15 protein-coding genes are annotated in these 17,216 nt (G+C 40.2%); 6 read left to right on the forward strand and 9 right to left on the reverse strand.

Features of this window, described 5'->3' with window-relative positions; translation table 11 throughout:
• The first annotated feature begins 372 nt into the window (after window positions 1–372).
• Window positions 373–1,257, forward strand: a complete 885-nt coding sequence (locus tag FS458_RS00265; RefSeq protein ID WP_144696609.1) for a radical SAM/SPASM domain-containing protein — start codon at window positions 373–375, stop codon at window positions 1,255–1,257.
• 141 nt (window positions 1,258–1,398) lie between these two features.
• On the opposite strand, the gene katG is transcribed toward FS458_RS00265, so the two are convergent.
• The gene (katG, locus tag FS458_RS00270) at window positions 1,399–3,618 is read right to left on the reverse strand and encodes a catalase/peroxidase HPI (RefSeq protein ID WP_144696611.1); all 2,220 of its coding nucleotides are present in this window, start codon (window positions 3,616–3,618) and stop codon (window positions 1,399–1,401) included.
• A 238-nt stretch (window positions 3,619–3,856) separates the two neighbouring features.
• On the opposite strand from katG, the gene FS458_RS00275 reads away from it, so the two are divergent.
• The 3 genes from FS458_RS00275 (at window position 3,857) to FS458_RS00285 (ending at window position 6,810) form a co-directional block, all read left to right on the forward strand.
• Complete coding sequence (locus FS458_RS00275) at window positions 3,857–4,192, forward strand: zinc ribbon domain-containing protein YjdM (protein ID WP_144696613.1); 336 nt, start codon at window positions 3,857–3,859, stop codon at window positions 4,190–4,192.
• A 271-nt stretch (window positions 4,193–4,463) separates the two neighbouring features.
• Entirely contained in the window at window positions 4,464–6,026 is a 1,563-nt protein-coding gene (locus FS458_RS00280) for a UDP-N-acetylmuramoyl-L-alanyl-D-glutamate--2,6-diaminopimelate ligase (RefSeq protein ID WP_144696615.1), read from the forward strand.
• Window positions 6,027–6,192: 166 nt separating this feature from the next.
• Entirely contained in the window at window positions 6,193–6,810 is a 618-nt protein-coding gene (locus FS458_RS00285; RefSeq protein ID WP_144696617.1) for a hypothetical protein, read from the forward strand.
• A 379-nt stretch (window positions 6,811–7,189) separates the two neighbouring features.
• Here FS458_RS00285 and FS458_RS00290 read toward each other — a convergent pair whose 3' ends face one another.
• Together FS458_RS00290 and FS458_RS00295 are read right to left on the reverse strand one after the other, a co-directional pair.
• Complete coding sequence (locus FS458_RS00290) at window positions 7,190–7,606, reverse strand: carboxymuconolactone decarboxylase family protein (RefSeq protein WP_144696619.1); 417 nt, start codon at window positions 7,604–7,606, stop codon at window positions 7,190–7,192.
• 101 nt (window positions 7,607–7,707) lie between these two features.
• Window positions 7,708–8,589 carry a LysR family transcriptional regulator gene (locus FS458_RS00295; protein ID WP_144696621.1) on the reverse strand — a complete coding sequence of 294 codons (882 nt, stop codon included), beginning with the start codon at window positions 8,587–8,589 and terminating at the stop codon, window positions 7,708–7,710.
• Between the two features lie 167 nt (window positions 8,590–8,756).
• On the opposite strand from FS458_RS00295, the gene FS458_RS00300 reads away from it, so the two are divergent.
• Both FS458_RS00300 and FS458_RS00305 read left to right on the forward strand, forming a co-directional pair.
• Complete coding sequence (locus FS458_RS00300; RefSeq protein ID WP_144696622.1) at window positions 8,757–10,043, forward strand: GntP family permease; 1,287 nt, start codon at window positions 8,757–8,759, stop codon at window positions 10,041–10,043.
• A gap of 24 nt (window positions 10,044–10,067) precedes the next feature.
• Complete coding sequence (locus FS458_RS00305) at window positions 10,068–10,844, forward strand: 3-hydroxybutyrate dehydrogenase (RefSeq protein ID WP_144696624.1); 777 nt, start codon at window positions 10,068–10,070, stop codon at window positions 10,842–10,844.
• Between the two features lie 418 nt (window positions 10,845–11,262).
• Here the strand turns inward: FS458_RS00305 and FS458_RS00310 are convergent, their stop codons facing one another.
• The 6 genes from FS458_RS00310 to FS458_RS00335 all read right to left on the reverse strand — a co-directional run bounded on the left by FS458_RS00310 (window position 11,263) and on the right by FS458_RS00335 (window position 17,203).
• Window positions 11,263–13,209 (reverse strand): ABC transporter permease, encoded by a 1,947-nt coding sequence (locus FS458_RS00310; protein ID WP_144696626.1) that lies wholly within the window; start codon window positions 13,207–13,209, stop codon window positions 11,263–11,265.
• Window positions 13,199–13,960, reverse strand: coding sequence for an ABC transporter ATP-binding protein (locus FS458_RS00315; RefSeq protein ID WP_144696628.1), 762 nt, complete (start codon window positions 13,958–13,960; stop codon window positions 13,199–13,201). Before FS458_RS00315 ends, FS458_RS00310 begins: the two co-directional genes overlap by 11 nt.
• Window positions 13,961–14,058: 98 nt before the next feature.
• Window positions 14,059–15,063 (reverse strand): sensor histidine kinase, encoded by a 1,005-nt coding sequence (locus tag FS458_RS00320; RefSeq protein ID WP_144696630.1) that lies wholly within the window; start codon window positions 15,061–15,063, stop codon window positions 14,059–14,061.
• Window positions 15,060–15,749, reverse strand: a complete 690-nt coding sequence (locus FS458_RS00325; protein ID WP_144696632.1) for a response regulator transcription factor — start codon at window positions 15,747–15,749, stop codon at window positions 15,060–15,062. The genes FS458_RS00320 and FS458_RS00325 overlap by 4 nt, the downstream gene beginning before the upstream one ends.
• Before the next feature lie 153 nt (window positions 15,750–15,902).
• Entirely contained in the window at window positions 15,903–16,283 is a 381-nt protein-coding gene (locus FS458_RS00330; RefSeq protein WP_144703143.1) for a VOC family protein, read from the reverse strand.
• A gap of 53 nt (window positions 16,284–16,336) precedes the next feature.
• Complete coding sequence (locus FS458_RS00335) at window positions 16,337–17,203, reverse strand: helix-turn-helix domain-containing protein (protein ID WP_144696634.1); 867 nt, start codon at window positions 17,201–17,203, stop codon at window positions 16,337–16,339.
• Window positions 17,204–17,216: the final 13 nt, after the last annotated feature.

Consider the following 17,216-nt stretch of genomic DNA (forward strand, 5'->3'; position numbering starts at 1 on the left):
TGAGAAGCTTAGCTAGGGTCAAGAAAGTTCTTGTGAAACGAGGGGAAGGAACCAGCAGAACTGTCCCTTTGCTTGCAAATATTACGGAGGTGTTGTGATGGTAAGGAAATATCCCGAGCGTATTGCTGCACGAATGACGAAGAAGGGAAACGAGATGATTTCTCTTCTTTTTTGCGTTTGCGATTAGATATTTAAAAAACGACCGAACGACCAACCTTTCGTTTCCATCTGTTAATTTCCCCATAACACGTTTATCTTTTTTATGAATTGTGCTCTAATAAGAAAGAGTTAAAAAAGCAGGTAGCTTACGTGCACTATGGCTTAAATGAGCATTAGTGTATGTATCAAGAGTTTGCGAAATGAGGAATACCCATGAAAAGATTTAAGAAGTTTTATATAGAGATTACGAGCATCTGTAATTTGGCGTGTCATTTTTGTCCTCCAACGGAACGAGCTAAACAGTTCATCTCCATTGATGATTTTACGAAGCGTTTAGACCAGATCAAGCCGTATACCGATTTCATCTATCTACATGTAAAAGGTGAGCCGCTGCTTCATCCTAAAATCGATCAGCTATTGGACATAGCCCATGAAAGAGGATTTAAAGTTAATATCACGACGAATGGGACACTCATCAAAAAGAACTGGGACAAGCTTATCAATAAGCCTGCGCTGAGACAGATGAATTTCTCCCTTCATAGCTTTGATGGCCACGTCGGGCAGAGTATGACGGATAAAGAAGAATACGTTAGAACGATTCTTTCTTTTGTACAAGAAGCAACGAAAGAGTCTTCGTTATTTGTTTCTTTAAGGCTTTGGAACCTGACGCAAGACAATGCAACGAACTTGGAGAAACAGCGTAATCGTCAGCTGCTTGAGATTATTGAAAACGAATTTAATCTCACATTTAAAATTGAAGAAAAGCTCACGCCGGGAAAAGGTATCAAACTAGCGGATCAAATTTTCATCAATCAAGATTACGAGTTTAAATGGCCGGCATTGCATGAAGAAGAGGACGATGGAAAAGGGTTCTGCTATGGTCTGCGCAATCAAGCAGGCATTTTGGCGAACGGTACAGTCATTCCATGCTGCTTAGATGGAGAAGGGGTCATTAACTTAGGAAATATCAATGAAACAGACTTCTCAACTATTATTGAAGGTGATCGAGCAAATAATCTTGTAGATGGTTTTTCACGAAGAGAAGCGGTTGAAGAACTTTGCAGAAAATGTGGTTATCGTAAGCGGTTCGGTAAATAGTACGAAAACACATGCTAGACATTTAAGACGGGGGAGTTATCCTGTCTTTTTTTATTATGGGGGAAAAACGCACCTAATCTTAAGAGCTCTGAAGCAGCAAATTCTGCATCCAGCATTGTGATTAGGTGCGTTCATTGTTTATTATTTTAATTTAACATCAAATCGATCAGCGTCCATCACTTTTACCCATGCTGCAATAAAGTCACGTACGAATTTTTCTTGGTTGTCATTCTGCGCATACACTTCAGCTAGTGCGCGAAGCTCTGAGTTGGACCCGAACACAAGATCGAAGCGGGAAGCTGTTCGTTTCACTTCACCCGATTTACGATGGCGGCCTTCGTACTCGTTAAAGCCTGTTGATTTCCACTCTACACCCATGTCGAGCAGGTTTACGAAAAAGTCGTTCGTTAACGTTCCAACGCGGTCGGTGAAAACACCGTGTTTCGTATTCTTATAGTTTGTCCCAAGAACACGCAGACCTCCTACGAGGACAGTCATTTCAGGAGCAGATAGACCTAGTAGCTGAGCTTTGTCTACGAACATCTCTTCAGGGCTTGTGCTATATTCTTTCTTTTGATAATTGCGGAACCCGTCTGATACCGGCTCTAAAACATCAAACGAAACGGCGTCTGTTTGTTCAGGCGTTGCATCACCGCGTCCAGGTGTAAATGGAACGGTAACATCAAAGCCTGCATCTCTTGCTGCTTTTTCAATAGCGGCACTTCCACCAAGAACGATTAAGTCGGCAAGACTCACCTTCGTGTCGAGCTGGTTTTGTAGATCTTGATAGATTCCTAGCACTCTCTCCAGCTGCTCAGGTTCGTTTGCTTCCCAGCCCTTTTGAGGAGCTAGTCGGATGCGTGAACCATTCGCACCTCCACGCATATCAGAAACGCGGTATGTGCTTGCTGAAGCCCAGGCTGTTTTGACGAGCTCACTCACCGATAGTCCTGTATTTAGAATTTTTTCTTTTAACTGAGCGATGTCAGATGCTGATAGATCATAATCCACACTCGGAACAGGGTCTTGCCAGATAAGTTCTTCGTCTGGTACCTCAGGACCTAGATAACGAACTTTCGGCCCCATGTCACGGTGCAGCAATTTAAACCACGCTCGTGCAAAAGCATCGGCGAATTCATCTGGGTTCTCGTAATAACGACGAGAAATTTTTTCATACTCTGGATCCATACGCAATGCCATATCAGCTGTTGTCATCATCGTTTTCACGCGGATGGACGGGTCCTCCGCATCAGGAGCCATGTGCTCTTCTGTCATATCAACTGGACTCCATTGGTAAGCGCCTGCTCTACTCTTCGTTAACTCCCACTCGTAACCGAACAGAAGATCAAAGTATCCATTATCCCATTGTGTTGGGTTCGACGTCCAAGCCCCATCAACACCACTCGAAATGGTATCACGGCCTTTTCCGCTGCCGTGACGGCTCAGCCAGCCTAGTCCTTGTGTTTCGATGTCTGCTGCTTCAGGATCGTCTCCTACAAGAGAAGGATCGCCTGCACCATGGGCTTTTCCGAACGTATGACCACCTGCGATAAGCGCAACCGTTTCTTCGTCATTCATCGCCATACGGCTGAACGTATCACGAATATCACGAGCACTCGCGAGCGGATCAGGCTTTCCGTTCGGTCCTTCAGGGTTCACGTAGATGAGACCCATCTGAACCGCAGCAAGCGGATCTTCAAGCTCGCGGTCACCAGAATAACGGTTATCCGCTAACCATTCTTTTTCCGTTCCCCAATAAACATCTTCTTCTGCATGCCAAATATCTTCACGTCCGCCAGCAAAACCAAACGTTTTTAGCCCCATGGATTCAATGGCTACGTTACCCGTGAAAACAAGGAGATCTGCCCATGAAATCTTGTTGCCGTATTTTTGTTTGATCGGCCATAAAAGACGGCGAGCTTTATCAAGGTTTACGTTATCTGGCCAACTGTTTAGAGGTGCGAAGCGTTGAGAACCTGATCCACCGCCACCTCGTCCATCAGCCGTACGGTATGTACCTGCAGCATGCCAAGACATACGGATGAAGAAAGGACCATAGTGACCATAATCCGCCGGCCACCAATCCTGGCTGTCTGTCATCAATGCATGAAGATCTTTCTTCAGTGCGTCATAATCCAGTTTGGAGAATTCTTCACGATAATTAAAGTCGTCTCCCATCGGATTCGACTTTTTGTCATGTTGGCGAAGAACATTTAAATTGAGTTGATTCGGCCACCAATCCTTATTTGTCGTACCATGAGGAGCTCTAGATGTCGTAATCGCACTATCCTTGTGGTGTGTGACAGGACATTGACCTGCAGAAGTGTGTTCTTTTTGATCGGGCTTGTTGTTGTTTTCCATTACAATTTCCCCTTCCTTTTTTGGAACTTAAAATTGCAAAACACGAAAAGCCATGATGTTAAATATTTGATTATTATGATAACTCAATTATAGTGGACAGATATGTGGATTCAAAGCGTAATGCACTTTTGATTGTCACATTATGAGTTATGTGTAAAACGCGAACTCTGGAAGAAGTCTTGAGTGAAATTCAGTGTGGTAAAATGAACAATAACTATAAGAAATGAGGACTACATAGATGTCTAACCTACCAAACCGCCCGAAATGCAGCTCTGCTTATGTGTATGAGGATGGAGCTTTTCTCGTTTGTCCCGAGTGTGCTCATGAATGGGCTCCAGAAACAGAGAGCGAATCTGAAGAAAAGGTTGTAAAAGATTCTAACGGAAACATTCTTCAAGATGGTGACTCTGTATCTGTAATTAAAGATCTTAAAGTCAAAGGAACATCTTCTGTTATTAAGATCGGAACAAAGGTAAAAGGAATTCGTCTCGTCGAAGGTGATCATGATATCGATTGTAAGATTGACGGATTTGGCGCAATGAAACTGAAGTCTGAGTTTGTAAAAAAGATATAAAGTTATTCCGAGTAACCACCATTCTCCGGTGGTTATTTTTTTCGTGATATAATCCCGCTTTCTAAGGTTCTAACTCTCTTAACCCCCGTCCTTCCAGTATTTAACGCTCATTTTTTCTCAAAAAAAGATGGAGAAACATAAATAAAAAAAGGTTAACAATCGAATACTTAGGGTATTTAATGAAAGTATGTGTGCATAAAAATTTTAAATACAAACTTTTATATTCTACTATAGTAATTATTCATAGATTGATCGCAAAAGGAGAGGCAGAATGAATATACATTTTGAACAAAAGAAGCAGCAATTAGGTGTTCGGAAAATTTGGGGAAGCAAACAGCAAACCATTTCTTCTGTCTGCTTTGATTCCAGAAACGTAACGAATAACTCTTCCTTTGTTTGTATAACGGGTGAACAATTTGACGGTCACAACTTTATTGAGAGTGCCATCAAGAACGGTGCAGTTGTGGTGGCCGGTGAAAATAAAGCGATTCTAAAAGAGGCGAGCGAAACCTATAGAGATTGTACATTCTTACTCGTTGAGGATGCTCGCGTATTTATGGCTCAATTATCTATCCTATTTAATAAACGTATACATGAAAAATTAATCACAGTGGGCATTACTGGCACGAACGGGAAGACGACGGTCGCTGCTTATGTCAGATCATTAATGAACTTATGTGGTGTGAAATCTGGTTCAATCGGAACAACAGGTATGATTTCATCTTCGGGAAACCTGAACATGAAACAGTCCACACCAACAACGCCTGAAGCACCTGATCTTCATCACATCTTCAAACAATTTGTAGAGAATGGCGATCAGCTCGCTGCGATGGAAGTTACTTCTGTTGGTATTGAACAAAAACGAACAGCAGGAATAGATTTTGATGTAGCGATTCACACAAACTTATCGCCTGAACATTTGGAGTTTCATCATACGTTTGAAAACTACAAACAAGCAAAGTTGAAGCTATTTAAACAAGCCAAAAAAGCGGTTGTGAACATTGATGACGAGGGAATGGGTAAAGAAATCGTTGAGTTGTTTGCAGGTCCGCTGCTAACGTACAGCATGAATGAAAAAAGCGGTGCGGATGTGATCGCATCGGATGTTAAGCAGGTATCGAACGGGACTTCATTCACTTTATCCGTTCACGGAAAACATTATTCTGTCATAACACCATTTTATGGATCTTATAATATAGCGAATCTCCTTTCTGCCATCTGTACAGGTTTGCATATCGGAATTCCATTAGAAAAAATGCTTCATGTTCTACCTGAAATGACAGGACCTGAAGGAAGATTTGAAATTATTCATAAGCAAAAGCGTAAGATCATTCTGGACTACGCACACACTCCTGTTGCTTTACAAAACTTAGTAACAGAAGTGAAAAAGCTGCCATACAGTCGACTGATTGTTCTAGTGATGGGTATTGGCATAAGAGATAAAGAGAAGATGCCAAAAATGGCAGAAACGATTGAGAACCAAGCAGATGAAATCGTCGTATCGGTTGATCATCCAGGATACAACGATCCGAGCGAGATTGTCGGTCATGTGATGAAAGGTTTCAAAAATCCTGATGCACCTAACATTCACTCGGAGCTTACCCGTCATGATGCGGTAATCAAGGCATTGTCTCTTAGTGAAGAAAATGACATCGTTCTCCTCACGAGTGGCTGCATCAATGGGGCTCAAATAGTAAAAGGCGAGAAGATTCCTCACTCTGACAAAGACATCATTGCAGACTTCTTTAGAAGTAAAAAAGTGGCGAAGAGTGGAAGAATGTTTGCTTCTTCTAAGATAAGATGGGCTCCATCTAAAAAGAGAAACGTATTGTAAAAAAGTTGGATAAAAATGAACCCCGTTATGGATATAGCAGGGTTTTTACTCGTTGTGATTTCAGTAAACGAAGCATCAAACACTCTCATTTTACAGTTATGGGGCATAACCCCTGAACAAGCCGGGTATTGGTTAATACTTACAAAATGTTGAGGGAGCTGACAGCGTGAATACACTTTTTTTAGTTTCTTTTTTAGTGAGTTCGATTGTGACAAGTGCGAATTCAAGCGAAATGGCCTTAAATCGGACGAGTAATGAAGTAACGCAGAATGATGAAGAGGAATCACAAAGCTTTTCTGAGCCGATCAATACGGAGAAACAGCAAAATGCTGTTTTGAAATTTATCAATGTGGACGTCGCAGCAGTCTCCACCTACGAAGTACAAGCCTTTGATTCTCTGGCAAGCGTTTCTGGCGGAAATTATACAGACGACGAGACCATGTATTTGGAGTTAGTAGAAACGACGATTCCTGCTTACGAAAAAGCAGTGTCCCAAGCAAAAACAATCGATGTTCAAGGAGAAGAATTAGTAGGAATGAAGAAGCAAATCGTAAAAGCTACTGAGACTTTTTATGAAGGCTTAATCCTTCAAAGGCAAGCGTTAGAACAACAAGATGAAAACCTCATGACACAGTCTAATTTAAAATTAGAAGAATACTTCCAATTGGTAGACGCTTATCACGCAGAAATGGAATTGTTGAGCAAAAAATACGACATCGAATATAAAGACGCTCCAAGTCAATCAGAGCAATTGGAGCAAACAGAAGAAGGAGATTTCTTGTAAATGCTATACCAAAGGGCTTAAGTCAGTGCATAGACATAGATTTTTATAAGACTTCATTGATAGTTGATTGGAGCGCAAGGTGCGAGACTCCTGGGGGATCAGCGGGACAGTTCGAAAAGTGGAAGTGGCTTGTTCAGCCCCGACAAGCAAAAGATGAATGGGTTTGAAGGCGCACTTTGCCTTCTTAGCCATTTAACTTTTGACCTCGAGGGGCTAGCCACTGTAACTAGACAGGTGAGACTCTTAACAGCGCAAAGCGCTAAGAGGCTCAACGCACGCCCCCCGGAAAGTGAGCATCCTGGAGCGCAAAGCAACCTCTTTCAAGACTTCTAGGCATAACAAAAAGTAGCTACCCTGTAAAAAAGGATAGCTACTTTTTTTAATGTGCCTTTGATTCACTCACTTCTTCATCACGCATTGCAAAAACTTTCTTCGCAACCGTTAACGCGTTCAACACACGCGGAAAACCTGTGTACGGAATCAAGTGTGTAATGCTCTCCACGATTTCTTCTTTCGTTAGACCTGCTGTCAGACCCGTATTGATATGAAGCTCCAATTGAGGTTCCGTTCCTTGTGTCACAAGAGAAGAAATGGTAATAAGCGCTCTTTGTTTGTTCGTTAGTCCTGCTCGTGAATAGATCTCGCCGTACGCAAATTCAATAATGTATTTTCCTACATCTGGCGCGATATCTTGCAAATCATCTGAGATTTTTAAGTGTGTTGAAATGTCTTTGTTATCCGTTAGCGTGTACTCCATTAATTTATCTAATCCATTTTGAAAACGATCTTTTTCCATGAGTAGTGCCTCCTATAATTTGTATAGGAATTACTTTATCTCAACTCAACCTATTCGTAAAATACATATAATTTATCTAAATTATGCATTTTAGTTATATGTTATTCGCTAAATGGCGAGAGCATATTAATGAATTCTCGAGTCGCATACGTAACGTATTTATCTTTCTTTTTTATAATACCGAGCTTATAAGGTAGTGAAGGATCAACGATCGGAATGGCTTTAACCAAAGTTTGATCAACCTTTTTTGCGATGGATTCTGGAAAGATAGAAACCCCTAAGTTCTCCCCGATCATGCCGCTGATGAAGTCCCATTGTGAGCTTTCGTAGGAAATTTTAGGCTGAAAACCAGCTGCTATACATTCATTGATCACTCTGTCATGCAGGGTGAAGCCTTCTTTAAAAATGATAAAAGATTCATTCTCTAATTCCTTCATCGATACTTTTTCTCTATTCGCGAGCGGATGTGAATGATGAACAAATAGCATCAGGTGCTCGGTTAAGAAAGAAACGATTTCGAGTTTATCTTCATTTAAGGGCATAACGACAACCCCCAGATCTAAGAGACCGTCATTCACTTCTCGCTGCACACGGTTTGCGCCATGTTCGACGAGTTGAATCTGTATTTCAGGGTATGAAGCTTTGAATTTCTTGATGATTTTAGGGAAAAATAAGAAGCCGATCAACGGGGGAATCCCAATTTTGATTTTCCCTTTTTTTAAGTTCATTAAGTCGTAAAGGTTAGATGATAGATTGTCCAAAGACTCTAGAATCATCTTGCTTTGCTCAAACACAATCTCGCCGGCTTCTGTTAGTTCAATCTGTCTTGAAGATCGATCAATCAGTTCCATCTCAAGTTCATCTTCTAAACTTTTTACCATTTTACTGAGACTAGGCTGAGATAAATGCAGTACAGTAGAAGCTTTCGTGAAGCTTTTGTGCTTGGCCACAGCATGAAAATAGGTCAATTGTCGAATATCCATATGGAGAACTCCATTCTATAACTTTTGTGCATACTATCTATAGTTATAATTCATTTTACTTAATAAATACACAGGAGTAAAATGTCCTTCGTGCAATGAAAACTTTTGAAAAGTAAGTGCTAATAGATGAAAGCGCACTCTTTCTATATAAAAAAGGAGGAAAGATTTTGATTAGTATCATAATAGGTCTGGCTCTACTCATGTTTTTTGCCTACCTGGGCTGGTCGATCATCTGGGTCGCTCCAATCGTAGCGGGTATCGTTGCTCTGATGAGTGGTTTAGACTTGATGGACGCGTATACCAATACGTATATGACCGGCTTTGTAGATTTCGCAAAAGCATGGTTTCCGATCTTCTTATTAGGAGCTGTACTCGGTAAGTTGATGGAAGATACGGGAGCTGCTAAATCGGTTGCGATTCAGTTCACGAAATTTATAGGTGAAAAACGTGCAATTCTTGGAGTTTTGGTAGCATCAGCTGTCTTAACTTACGGTGGCGTAAGTTTGTTTGTCGTTGTGTTCGCCATCTATCCGATCGCATTGGCATTGTTTAAAAAAGCAGATATCTCTAGAAGATTGATCGCACCTACGATCGTTCTCGGTGCATTCACGTTTACGATGACTGCTGTACCAGGTACACCGCAGATTCAAAACTTAATTCCGATGAATACGTTTAAGACAACACCTATGGCGGGTACCATTATCGGTATTGTAGCTACGCTGATCATGGCAGTTGGCGGGTATTTCTGGCTGAAGTTTAGAGAGAACCGTTTAACAGCTGCTGGTGAAAAGTATACAGAACCAAATAAATCAAAAGAAAATGAAGATGAAGATGAGGAAAATCTTCCAAACTGGATTCTTTCATTAGTTCCTTTAATCGTTGTTGTTATTTTACTTAATTTCTTAAAAATCGCTCCAATTCCTTCGTTGTTAGCTGGAATTCTAGCTATTCTTCTTATCAATATCAAGCAATACAAAAAATTTATCCCTTCTATGAACGAAGGTGCTAAAGGTTCTGTAATGGCGATCATCAATACGAGTGCTGCAGTTGGATTCGGTGCGGTTGTAACGAGTGTACCGGATTTCGACAAAATCACTGATATGCTTTTAGGAATCTCAAGCAATCCGCTCGTATCTGAATCCTTAGTCGTACAGCTTTTAGCGATGATCACTGGTTCAGCATCAGGTGGTATGGGAATCGCATTACAAGCTCTTGGCGGAACGTATTATGATTTGTCTCAGTCAACAGGCATGAGTCCTGAGGCGTTCCATAGAATGGCATCCATTGCCTCTGGAGCATCGATCCTGCCTCATAACGGTGCATTGTTAACGCTTCTTGCGGTAACACAGTTATCACACAAGGAAACATATAAAGATGTATTTGTTGTCGCATTAATCATCCCTACTATTGCTGTAATTGTTGGAATTATTATGGCGAGCATGGGAATTATATAAAAACTTTTTAGGAGTGAGTATAGTATGGTAGAAAATAAAGTAGTCGTTATTACAGGTTCTGCAAGTGGTATCGGATTTGAAATCGGAAAAACATTCGCTCAAAATGGAAGCAAAGTAGTCTTAACTGACCTTAATGAAGAAGGCGTAAAAAAGGCTGCAGAAGAATTAAAAGGTCTTGGACTTGAAGCAATCGGTCTTAAAGCTGACGTTACAAGTGAAGAAGACATCAAGAGCATGATCGAAACAGCACACAAAGAATATGGACGTGTTGACGTTCTGATCAATAACGCTGGTCTTCAGCACGTTTCACCGATCGAAGAGTTTCCAACAGCTAAATTCGAACTTATGATCAAAATCATGCTAACTGCACCATTTATCGCAACAAAGCATGTAATGCCGATCATGAAGCAACAAGGATTCGGACGTATCATTAACATCTCATCTATCAATGGTTTGATCGGATTTGCTGGTAAAGCGGCTTATAACAGTGCGAAACATGGTGTAATCGGTCTTACAAAAGTTGCTGCCCTTGAATCAGCAGCAGAAGGTGTTACAGTTAACGCACTTTGCCCAGGTTACGTGGACACACCACTTGTTCGTGGTCAGATGGAAGACTTAGCGAAAACAAGAAACGTTTCATTAGATAAAGTACTTGAAGAAGTTATCTACCCATTAGTTCCTCAAAAACGTCTGATGGAAGTAAGCGAGATCGCAGACTATGCGATGTTCCTATCCAGCGACAAAGCGAAAAGTGTAACTGGACAAGCTATCGTAATCGATGGCGGTTATACTGCTCAATAATTTCAGCTTTTTATAAACCTCAGCCGATTTTTGGCTGAGGTTTTCTTTTTGACTGTTGTGGAAGGCGGCCTTTGTTTATCAGGGTTGAGGGTATATAGATAGGGGATAGCAGTGGAACATTGTCGACTCGCCGATATGTAAGGAAAACTCGCCGGATTATGGCCTAAACTCGCCGGAATAATCCTAAAACTTCAGGGATTATTTCTTAAATCTCCTGAATTATCTTGATGAATACCCCTTATGGTATCAATTAAAATCACCTATAAGCTACATAAACATCAACTTCTAGCCAAGTTTCAGCTCCAAAAACCATTCAAGCTCTTAAACAAAATGAAAAAACCGACTAAATCATCATTTTTCAGTCGGTTTTGTTTACTTTATTCAATTTTGACACTTAGAAAACAAAGCATCCATCAACCTACAGTGCTTCCCTAACCACTTTCTTATAATAAAGAACAGACAGCACACCAAAGATTGAATAGAGGACTGTATACATGACCATGACGATGATCATCGGTGTCCAGAGTTCAGCTCCGAACAGGAACCATCCGGATTGTACGGCAAAATAACTATGAAGCAGGCCGACCACGAGTGGAATTCCAAAGTTAAAGAGCTGCTTATACTGAATGCCTTTCAACAGATCACTCTGCGTGTAACCAAGTTTTCGCAGAATCATATAGTTCGGCTTTTCACTTTCTCCCTCGTCCATCTGTTTGAAGTAGAGGATACACCCTGAGGTGACGAGGAAAGTCAGTCCTAAGAAACCTACGATAAACATCATGAGTCCCATGTTTTTCTTTTGATTCGTGCTGATCTCATGACGGGATTCGTTGTATAGCTTTTTGTACGTTTCAGTTGATTTAAATAGTTTATCTGCTTTTTCTAATTGTTCCCCATTAATAATGTCAACCCCAATATAGAGGGTGGATTCTTTTTGTACCTTAGGATCAATATCATTTTTTAACTTTGTAAAAATGGCATCATCAACGATTGCTGTAGGAACCCCTCCAAAGGTGAAATACCAAGATACGGGATAATCATCTTCTAAGCCTACATAACGTTGAGTGATCGTTTTAGTTTTTCCTTTTATTTTAATTGATCCAGAATTCTTTAAAGGCATAAACTTTTGAAGCAAATCATTATAACCGGTAAAGACCACTTCATTCTGAGAAACATCCATGCCATCTACTGACTTTTCACTGATCACAGGAAGTGGCATCGCTTTTGGATCGATGACAAGTTCTTCTAAGCTTCGGTCAATTAGCTGTGAAGCGTTAACGGTTACTTGAATGACCTCAATTGATTTTTCCGAATACGGAATATTGTTCTTCTTTAAAGCGGCTTGGAACGTATCTGCTGACTCTCTATCAATGATTGAGAAATCATGTGGAACGTTATTTGCAGCCGTTTTTTCAGCAGAATAATACGAGATATATGCAAGGCACAACAAAGCGATCGAAAGCGCTGAAACGGTTGTGATGATCATAAGCAGAAGTGCGTTAGACTTCATACGGAACATGACGGATGCGAGTGACATCACTTCGTTAATGGACAGGTAGCCACCTTTTTGCTTTCTCACTAGGTTAAGCAAAAAACTGACAGAGCCTTTGTAAAAGAAGTACGTCCCTAGAATGACGGCAGCCAAAATGAAGATCATTGCTCCAAATAATTCAGGCATGGTAGTAAAATCGCCGCCGAAAAGTTTGGATGATACGATGTAACCTGTCGCGATCAGAACAAGACCCACGATTCCCATCACCATCTCAAAGCGAGATAGTTTTTTCACTGTGATTTCTGTTGATGATGTGACACGGAATAGGGATAGGATGGTCTGCCTTTTAATGAATGTATAGTTCATGATCATGATCAACAGATAGATGACTGTGAAAACGATAACCGTTTGTACAAGAGCTAGAGTTGAAAACCGTAGTGATGCGATCGAATCAACACCAGTCGTCTTGAACAAAACGAGAATCATTAATTTTGAAAACGAGAACCCAGCAAAGATTCCGATCAATAGGGAACCAAAGTAGAGGAATAAGTTTTCGATTGAAAGAATTCGAAAAATCTTTCCCTTCGTCATTCCGATCAACTGGAACAGCCCAATCTCTTTGCTGCGTCGTTTGATAAAGATGTTGTTCGCGTAAAGTAAAAAGACCGATACGATTACAACAAGTAGGATAGAAGCGGCTCGAATCGCGGCTTCACCTTTTACAGAACCTTCAACAGAATCCATAGACGGATCATATTGCAGCGTCACAAATGCAAAATAAAGCGCTGAACTGAACACTAAAGCAAAAACATATAGGTAATAGTTTCTTAAGTTCTTCTTTAAATTACGGAAGATCAGTTGATTAATGTTCATGCTGAACACCACCTAAAACACCTTGCGTCTTCATAATATCCTTAAAGAAGCTCTGTCGATCCTGTTCTCCTTTCATAAGCTGCGTGTAGATCTGTCCGTCTTTTATAAAGACCACACGGCTGCAATAGCTGGCTGCTACAGGATCATGCGTTACCATAAGAATCGTCGCTTGTCTGTTCTCGTTAAGAGCGCTTAGTTTATTGAGAAGGTCAGACGCAGACTTGGAATCGAGAGCACCGGTCGGTTCATCTGCGAAGATGATACTTGGCTCATGAATGAATGCACGCGCCGCAGATGTTCGCTGCTTTTGGCCACCTGAGATCTCGTTCGGATATTTATCTTTTATCTCCAAAATACCAAGCTCTGCTGCGACTTGATCGAATTTCTGTTCAGCTTCCCTTTTCGGTGTTCTGGTTATCGAAAGCGGCAGGAGAATGTTTTCTTTAACCGTTAAAGTATCTAATAGGTTGTAATCCTGAAAGATAAAACCAAGGTTGTTCTTTCTGAATTCTGCCAGCTGTTTTTCCTTCATAGCTGTCATCTCAAATGAGTTAATATGAATCGTTCCTTCGGTTACTTGATCAATGGAAGAAAGGACGTTCAATAACGTTGTTTTACCTGATCCTGATGCTCCCATGATACTGATGAACTCACCTTTTTCAACGGAAAGATCGATGCCTTTTAGGACATGCTGTTTATTATTTTTATTTCCATAGCTCTTATGAAGCTTAACTGCTTTCAATATACTCATGATCTTATTACCCCTCTCTGATAGTTTCATTATAGAAAGCATTTCAGCTCTTTTCCTTCTGTTCACATAACAAAACAGAAAAGCATGTGACACTTTCGTCACATGCCCATCGTTTGATCGAACTCATTTCTTTTTGGGAAAGCGAGCGTAACGGTTGTTCCTTCATTTCGCTTTGACTCTACAGAGAGTTTAATATGTAGGGATTCGGCTGCTTTTTTGGCTAAATATAACCCCATGCCGGTGGACGCTTGATCCTGATGGTCTGTCGTTGACGTGAACCCTTTATCAAAGATACGAGGCATATCCTTTGTATCAATTCCTCGACCAAAGTCTTGAATCGTTAAATAGTTTCTGTCGTTCATGCAATAGCTGTTAATAATGATTTCTGAAGAATGACTGTATTTCACAGCATTCGTTAAAATCTGACGAATAATAAAAGCTAGCCATTTCGCATCGCTTAAGACATGAGTGACTTCAAGGTTAAAATCAAAGCCGATTCCTTTTTGAATGCACCACGTCTGAAGCGTTTTTAGTTCGGAAAAAAGTAACGTCTCAAGATCAGTCACTTCCATATAAAGATCGTTCTTAATAAAAGGAATCCTCTTTTGATGAAGCTGCTGATCAAGCAGAAGGTGGATGCGAAGCCACTCGTAGGTTAAGTCTCCTTTAAGAGGAGTATCGTCCATGCGCTGTATCATAAGGTGCATCGCTGTCAGCGGCGTTTTCACCTCATGAATCCAAGCGAGGAGATCGTCCTTTTCCTGTTCGATAAGTAAACGGTTCTCAGAAGCGGTTTGTTTTAAATGCTTCGTTTGTTCGATGATACTGTTTTCAACGATTTTCTCAAAAGGTGAAGAAGCTGATGACATATTAGAAAGGTCAAAGTCATTTTCCCTTTCCTCAAGCTGGTGAAAGAAGTCTGTTTCCTTTTGATACCGATAGATAAGAAAGATAACAAAGACGATTAATGAGACGAACACGATATAGCCAACAGCAGAAAGGGGAATCGATGGATCGAGATAGGCGATCAAAAGGAAGATAATCTGCTGCAATAAAAATAAAAAAATCCAGCTGACGCGTTCGATCAAATAGCGTTTGATCATACAGAATCCTCTTCTATTGCACGATAGCCTTGTCCCACTTTCGTCTCGATAAATTGTCCGAGTTCGATTTCCTCTAGACGTTTTCTTAATCGATTCACATTCACGGTGAGGGTATTGTCACTAATGAATTTTTTATCATCCCATAAGCTGTTGATGAGATTGTCGCGACTTACGATTTTATTCTTTTGCTCGATCAGAAGTTTAAGAATAAACACTTCATTCTTAGTCAGTTCAACTGAACCCTTCTCGTTTGTTACGATATTCTTTTCATAATCAATTTGAGCGCCGCACCACGTTTTAAGACTAACAGTGTCTGTATTGTAATTATAAACACGCCTGAGAATCGCATGAATCTTTGCGATCAATACTTCAAAATGAAACGGTTTTTGAACAAAGTCGTCTGCACCGAGCTGCATGGAGAGGACCATATCGCTCGGATGATCACGCGAAGATAAAAAGATGATCGGTACGTTAGAATGCGATCTAATATTTCGGCACCAATGAAACCCATCAAACTTTGGCAGCTGAATATCAATTACAACGAGATCAGGTTTAATCTCTGTAAATTCCTGCATCACCCGTCCAAAGTCATTAATGCCATACACCTCATACGACCATTGAGACAATCGTTCCTTGATCTCGCTGAATAGTGTCGCATCATCTTCAATAAGCAAAATTTTAAACATCAATTATCACCACATCATATTTGATATGTTTTTTAGTGTATAGCAAAACTTGGATATTTTCTAGGATGTGCATTTTTTTTACGTCACAACCGACTAATCTAATAAAAGTCGCTAACTAAAAAAGATGCCTAATCTAGGCACCTTTCTGAAAACTTATGATGTTACAACCTCACTTATCAAAGCTTGGGTATTTCCTTCTGAATCCTTAAAGAATACCATCCAAGTTTCCGTACTCTCCATCTTAGCGACGATATGAGGGGAGTCTAGGAAGGTTATCTCTTTGTTCTTAAGTTCTTTATAAGCTTCTGTTATGTTTTCTACTTGAAAGTATATAACCGAGCTAGCTCCTGCAAATTCTTCTTTTTCAGGAAGGCTGAGAAGTAATCTTAGACCATTACAATCAAAAAAAGCCATATTTTCGGTACTGAAAAGAAGTTGTAAACCTAATACATCCTTATAAAAGTGAATTGAGCGCTTGATATCTAGAACGGGTACTGCAATTTGTCCAATTCTTTGAATGACATCAGTCTGAATCGTCATGTGAATCTCTCCCTTATCATTTTCTCCATCATAAACAGTAATAAAAGCTATTTCTTATCCGATATCACCTTTTTTCGATATTGAAGGGGAGAGAAACCTATATGTTGTTTAAATAATCTGCTGAATGAAACAGGGTTATTCAAGCCAATTTCATAGGTAATGTCAGTCATGGAGTATTCTGTAGTCTTGAGTAACGTAATTGCTTTTGCGATTCTTAACTCAGCAATATGCTGAAAAGGTGTTTTTTTGTAGATGGTTGAGTAATTTCTTAACAGGTGATTAGGAGATAAGCATGAGATTGCTGCAATCTCATCAAGCGTAAGTTGTTTATCATAAAAGGCTCTTATGTATTCATTTGCGATGTTGACTCGTTTATAAATTTCTTCGCGTGTAGATTTTCGGACTAAATCTAGCCGATCGATTTCTTTGAAGGTTTTCATCTGTTCTCTTAATAGAGCAGTCATAATGGAATGAAATTGTTCATCTAATAAGCTTGAATCATTTTGGAATTGATTTGTATTGTATTTTAAAAGATTCATTTGGTGAGTTAGTACGGGACTCTGTGCATACGTCTTTTCAAAAAATGAAGAAGGTGTATGATGACTAAAAGGATCATCTACTAGTTGATGATTGGACGCTGACAGGTTACGAAATACATCGTTTGCAAAATCTTCTTGGAAAAAGACACAGAATGATTCTACTTCTTTTTGTTCGTCTATGGTTATGGTGTAAGGACCTTGATTGAGTAGCAGATAACTTCCTTCTTCAACAACAAAATATCCTCGATTCGTTTTGTAGTAAGCTTTTCCGTTCGAAAAGGTTTTAATAGAGAGAAGTCCAGTGCCGTCCCAGTGAAACTGAGCGCTCTTTGCATGGAGGATGTAATTTGATTTGTGTTTGTTTTTTTCTGCCATATGATGACTCCTA

Origin of the sequence: Fictibacillus phosphorivorans (genome assembly GCF_007673525.1) — a bacterium.
In the GTDB taxonomy this organism is placed as follows: Bacteria; Bacillota; Bacilli; order Bacillales; family Fictibacillaceae; genus Fictibacillus; species Fictibacillus phosphorivorans_C.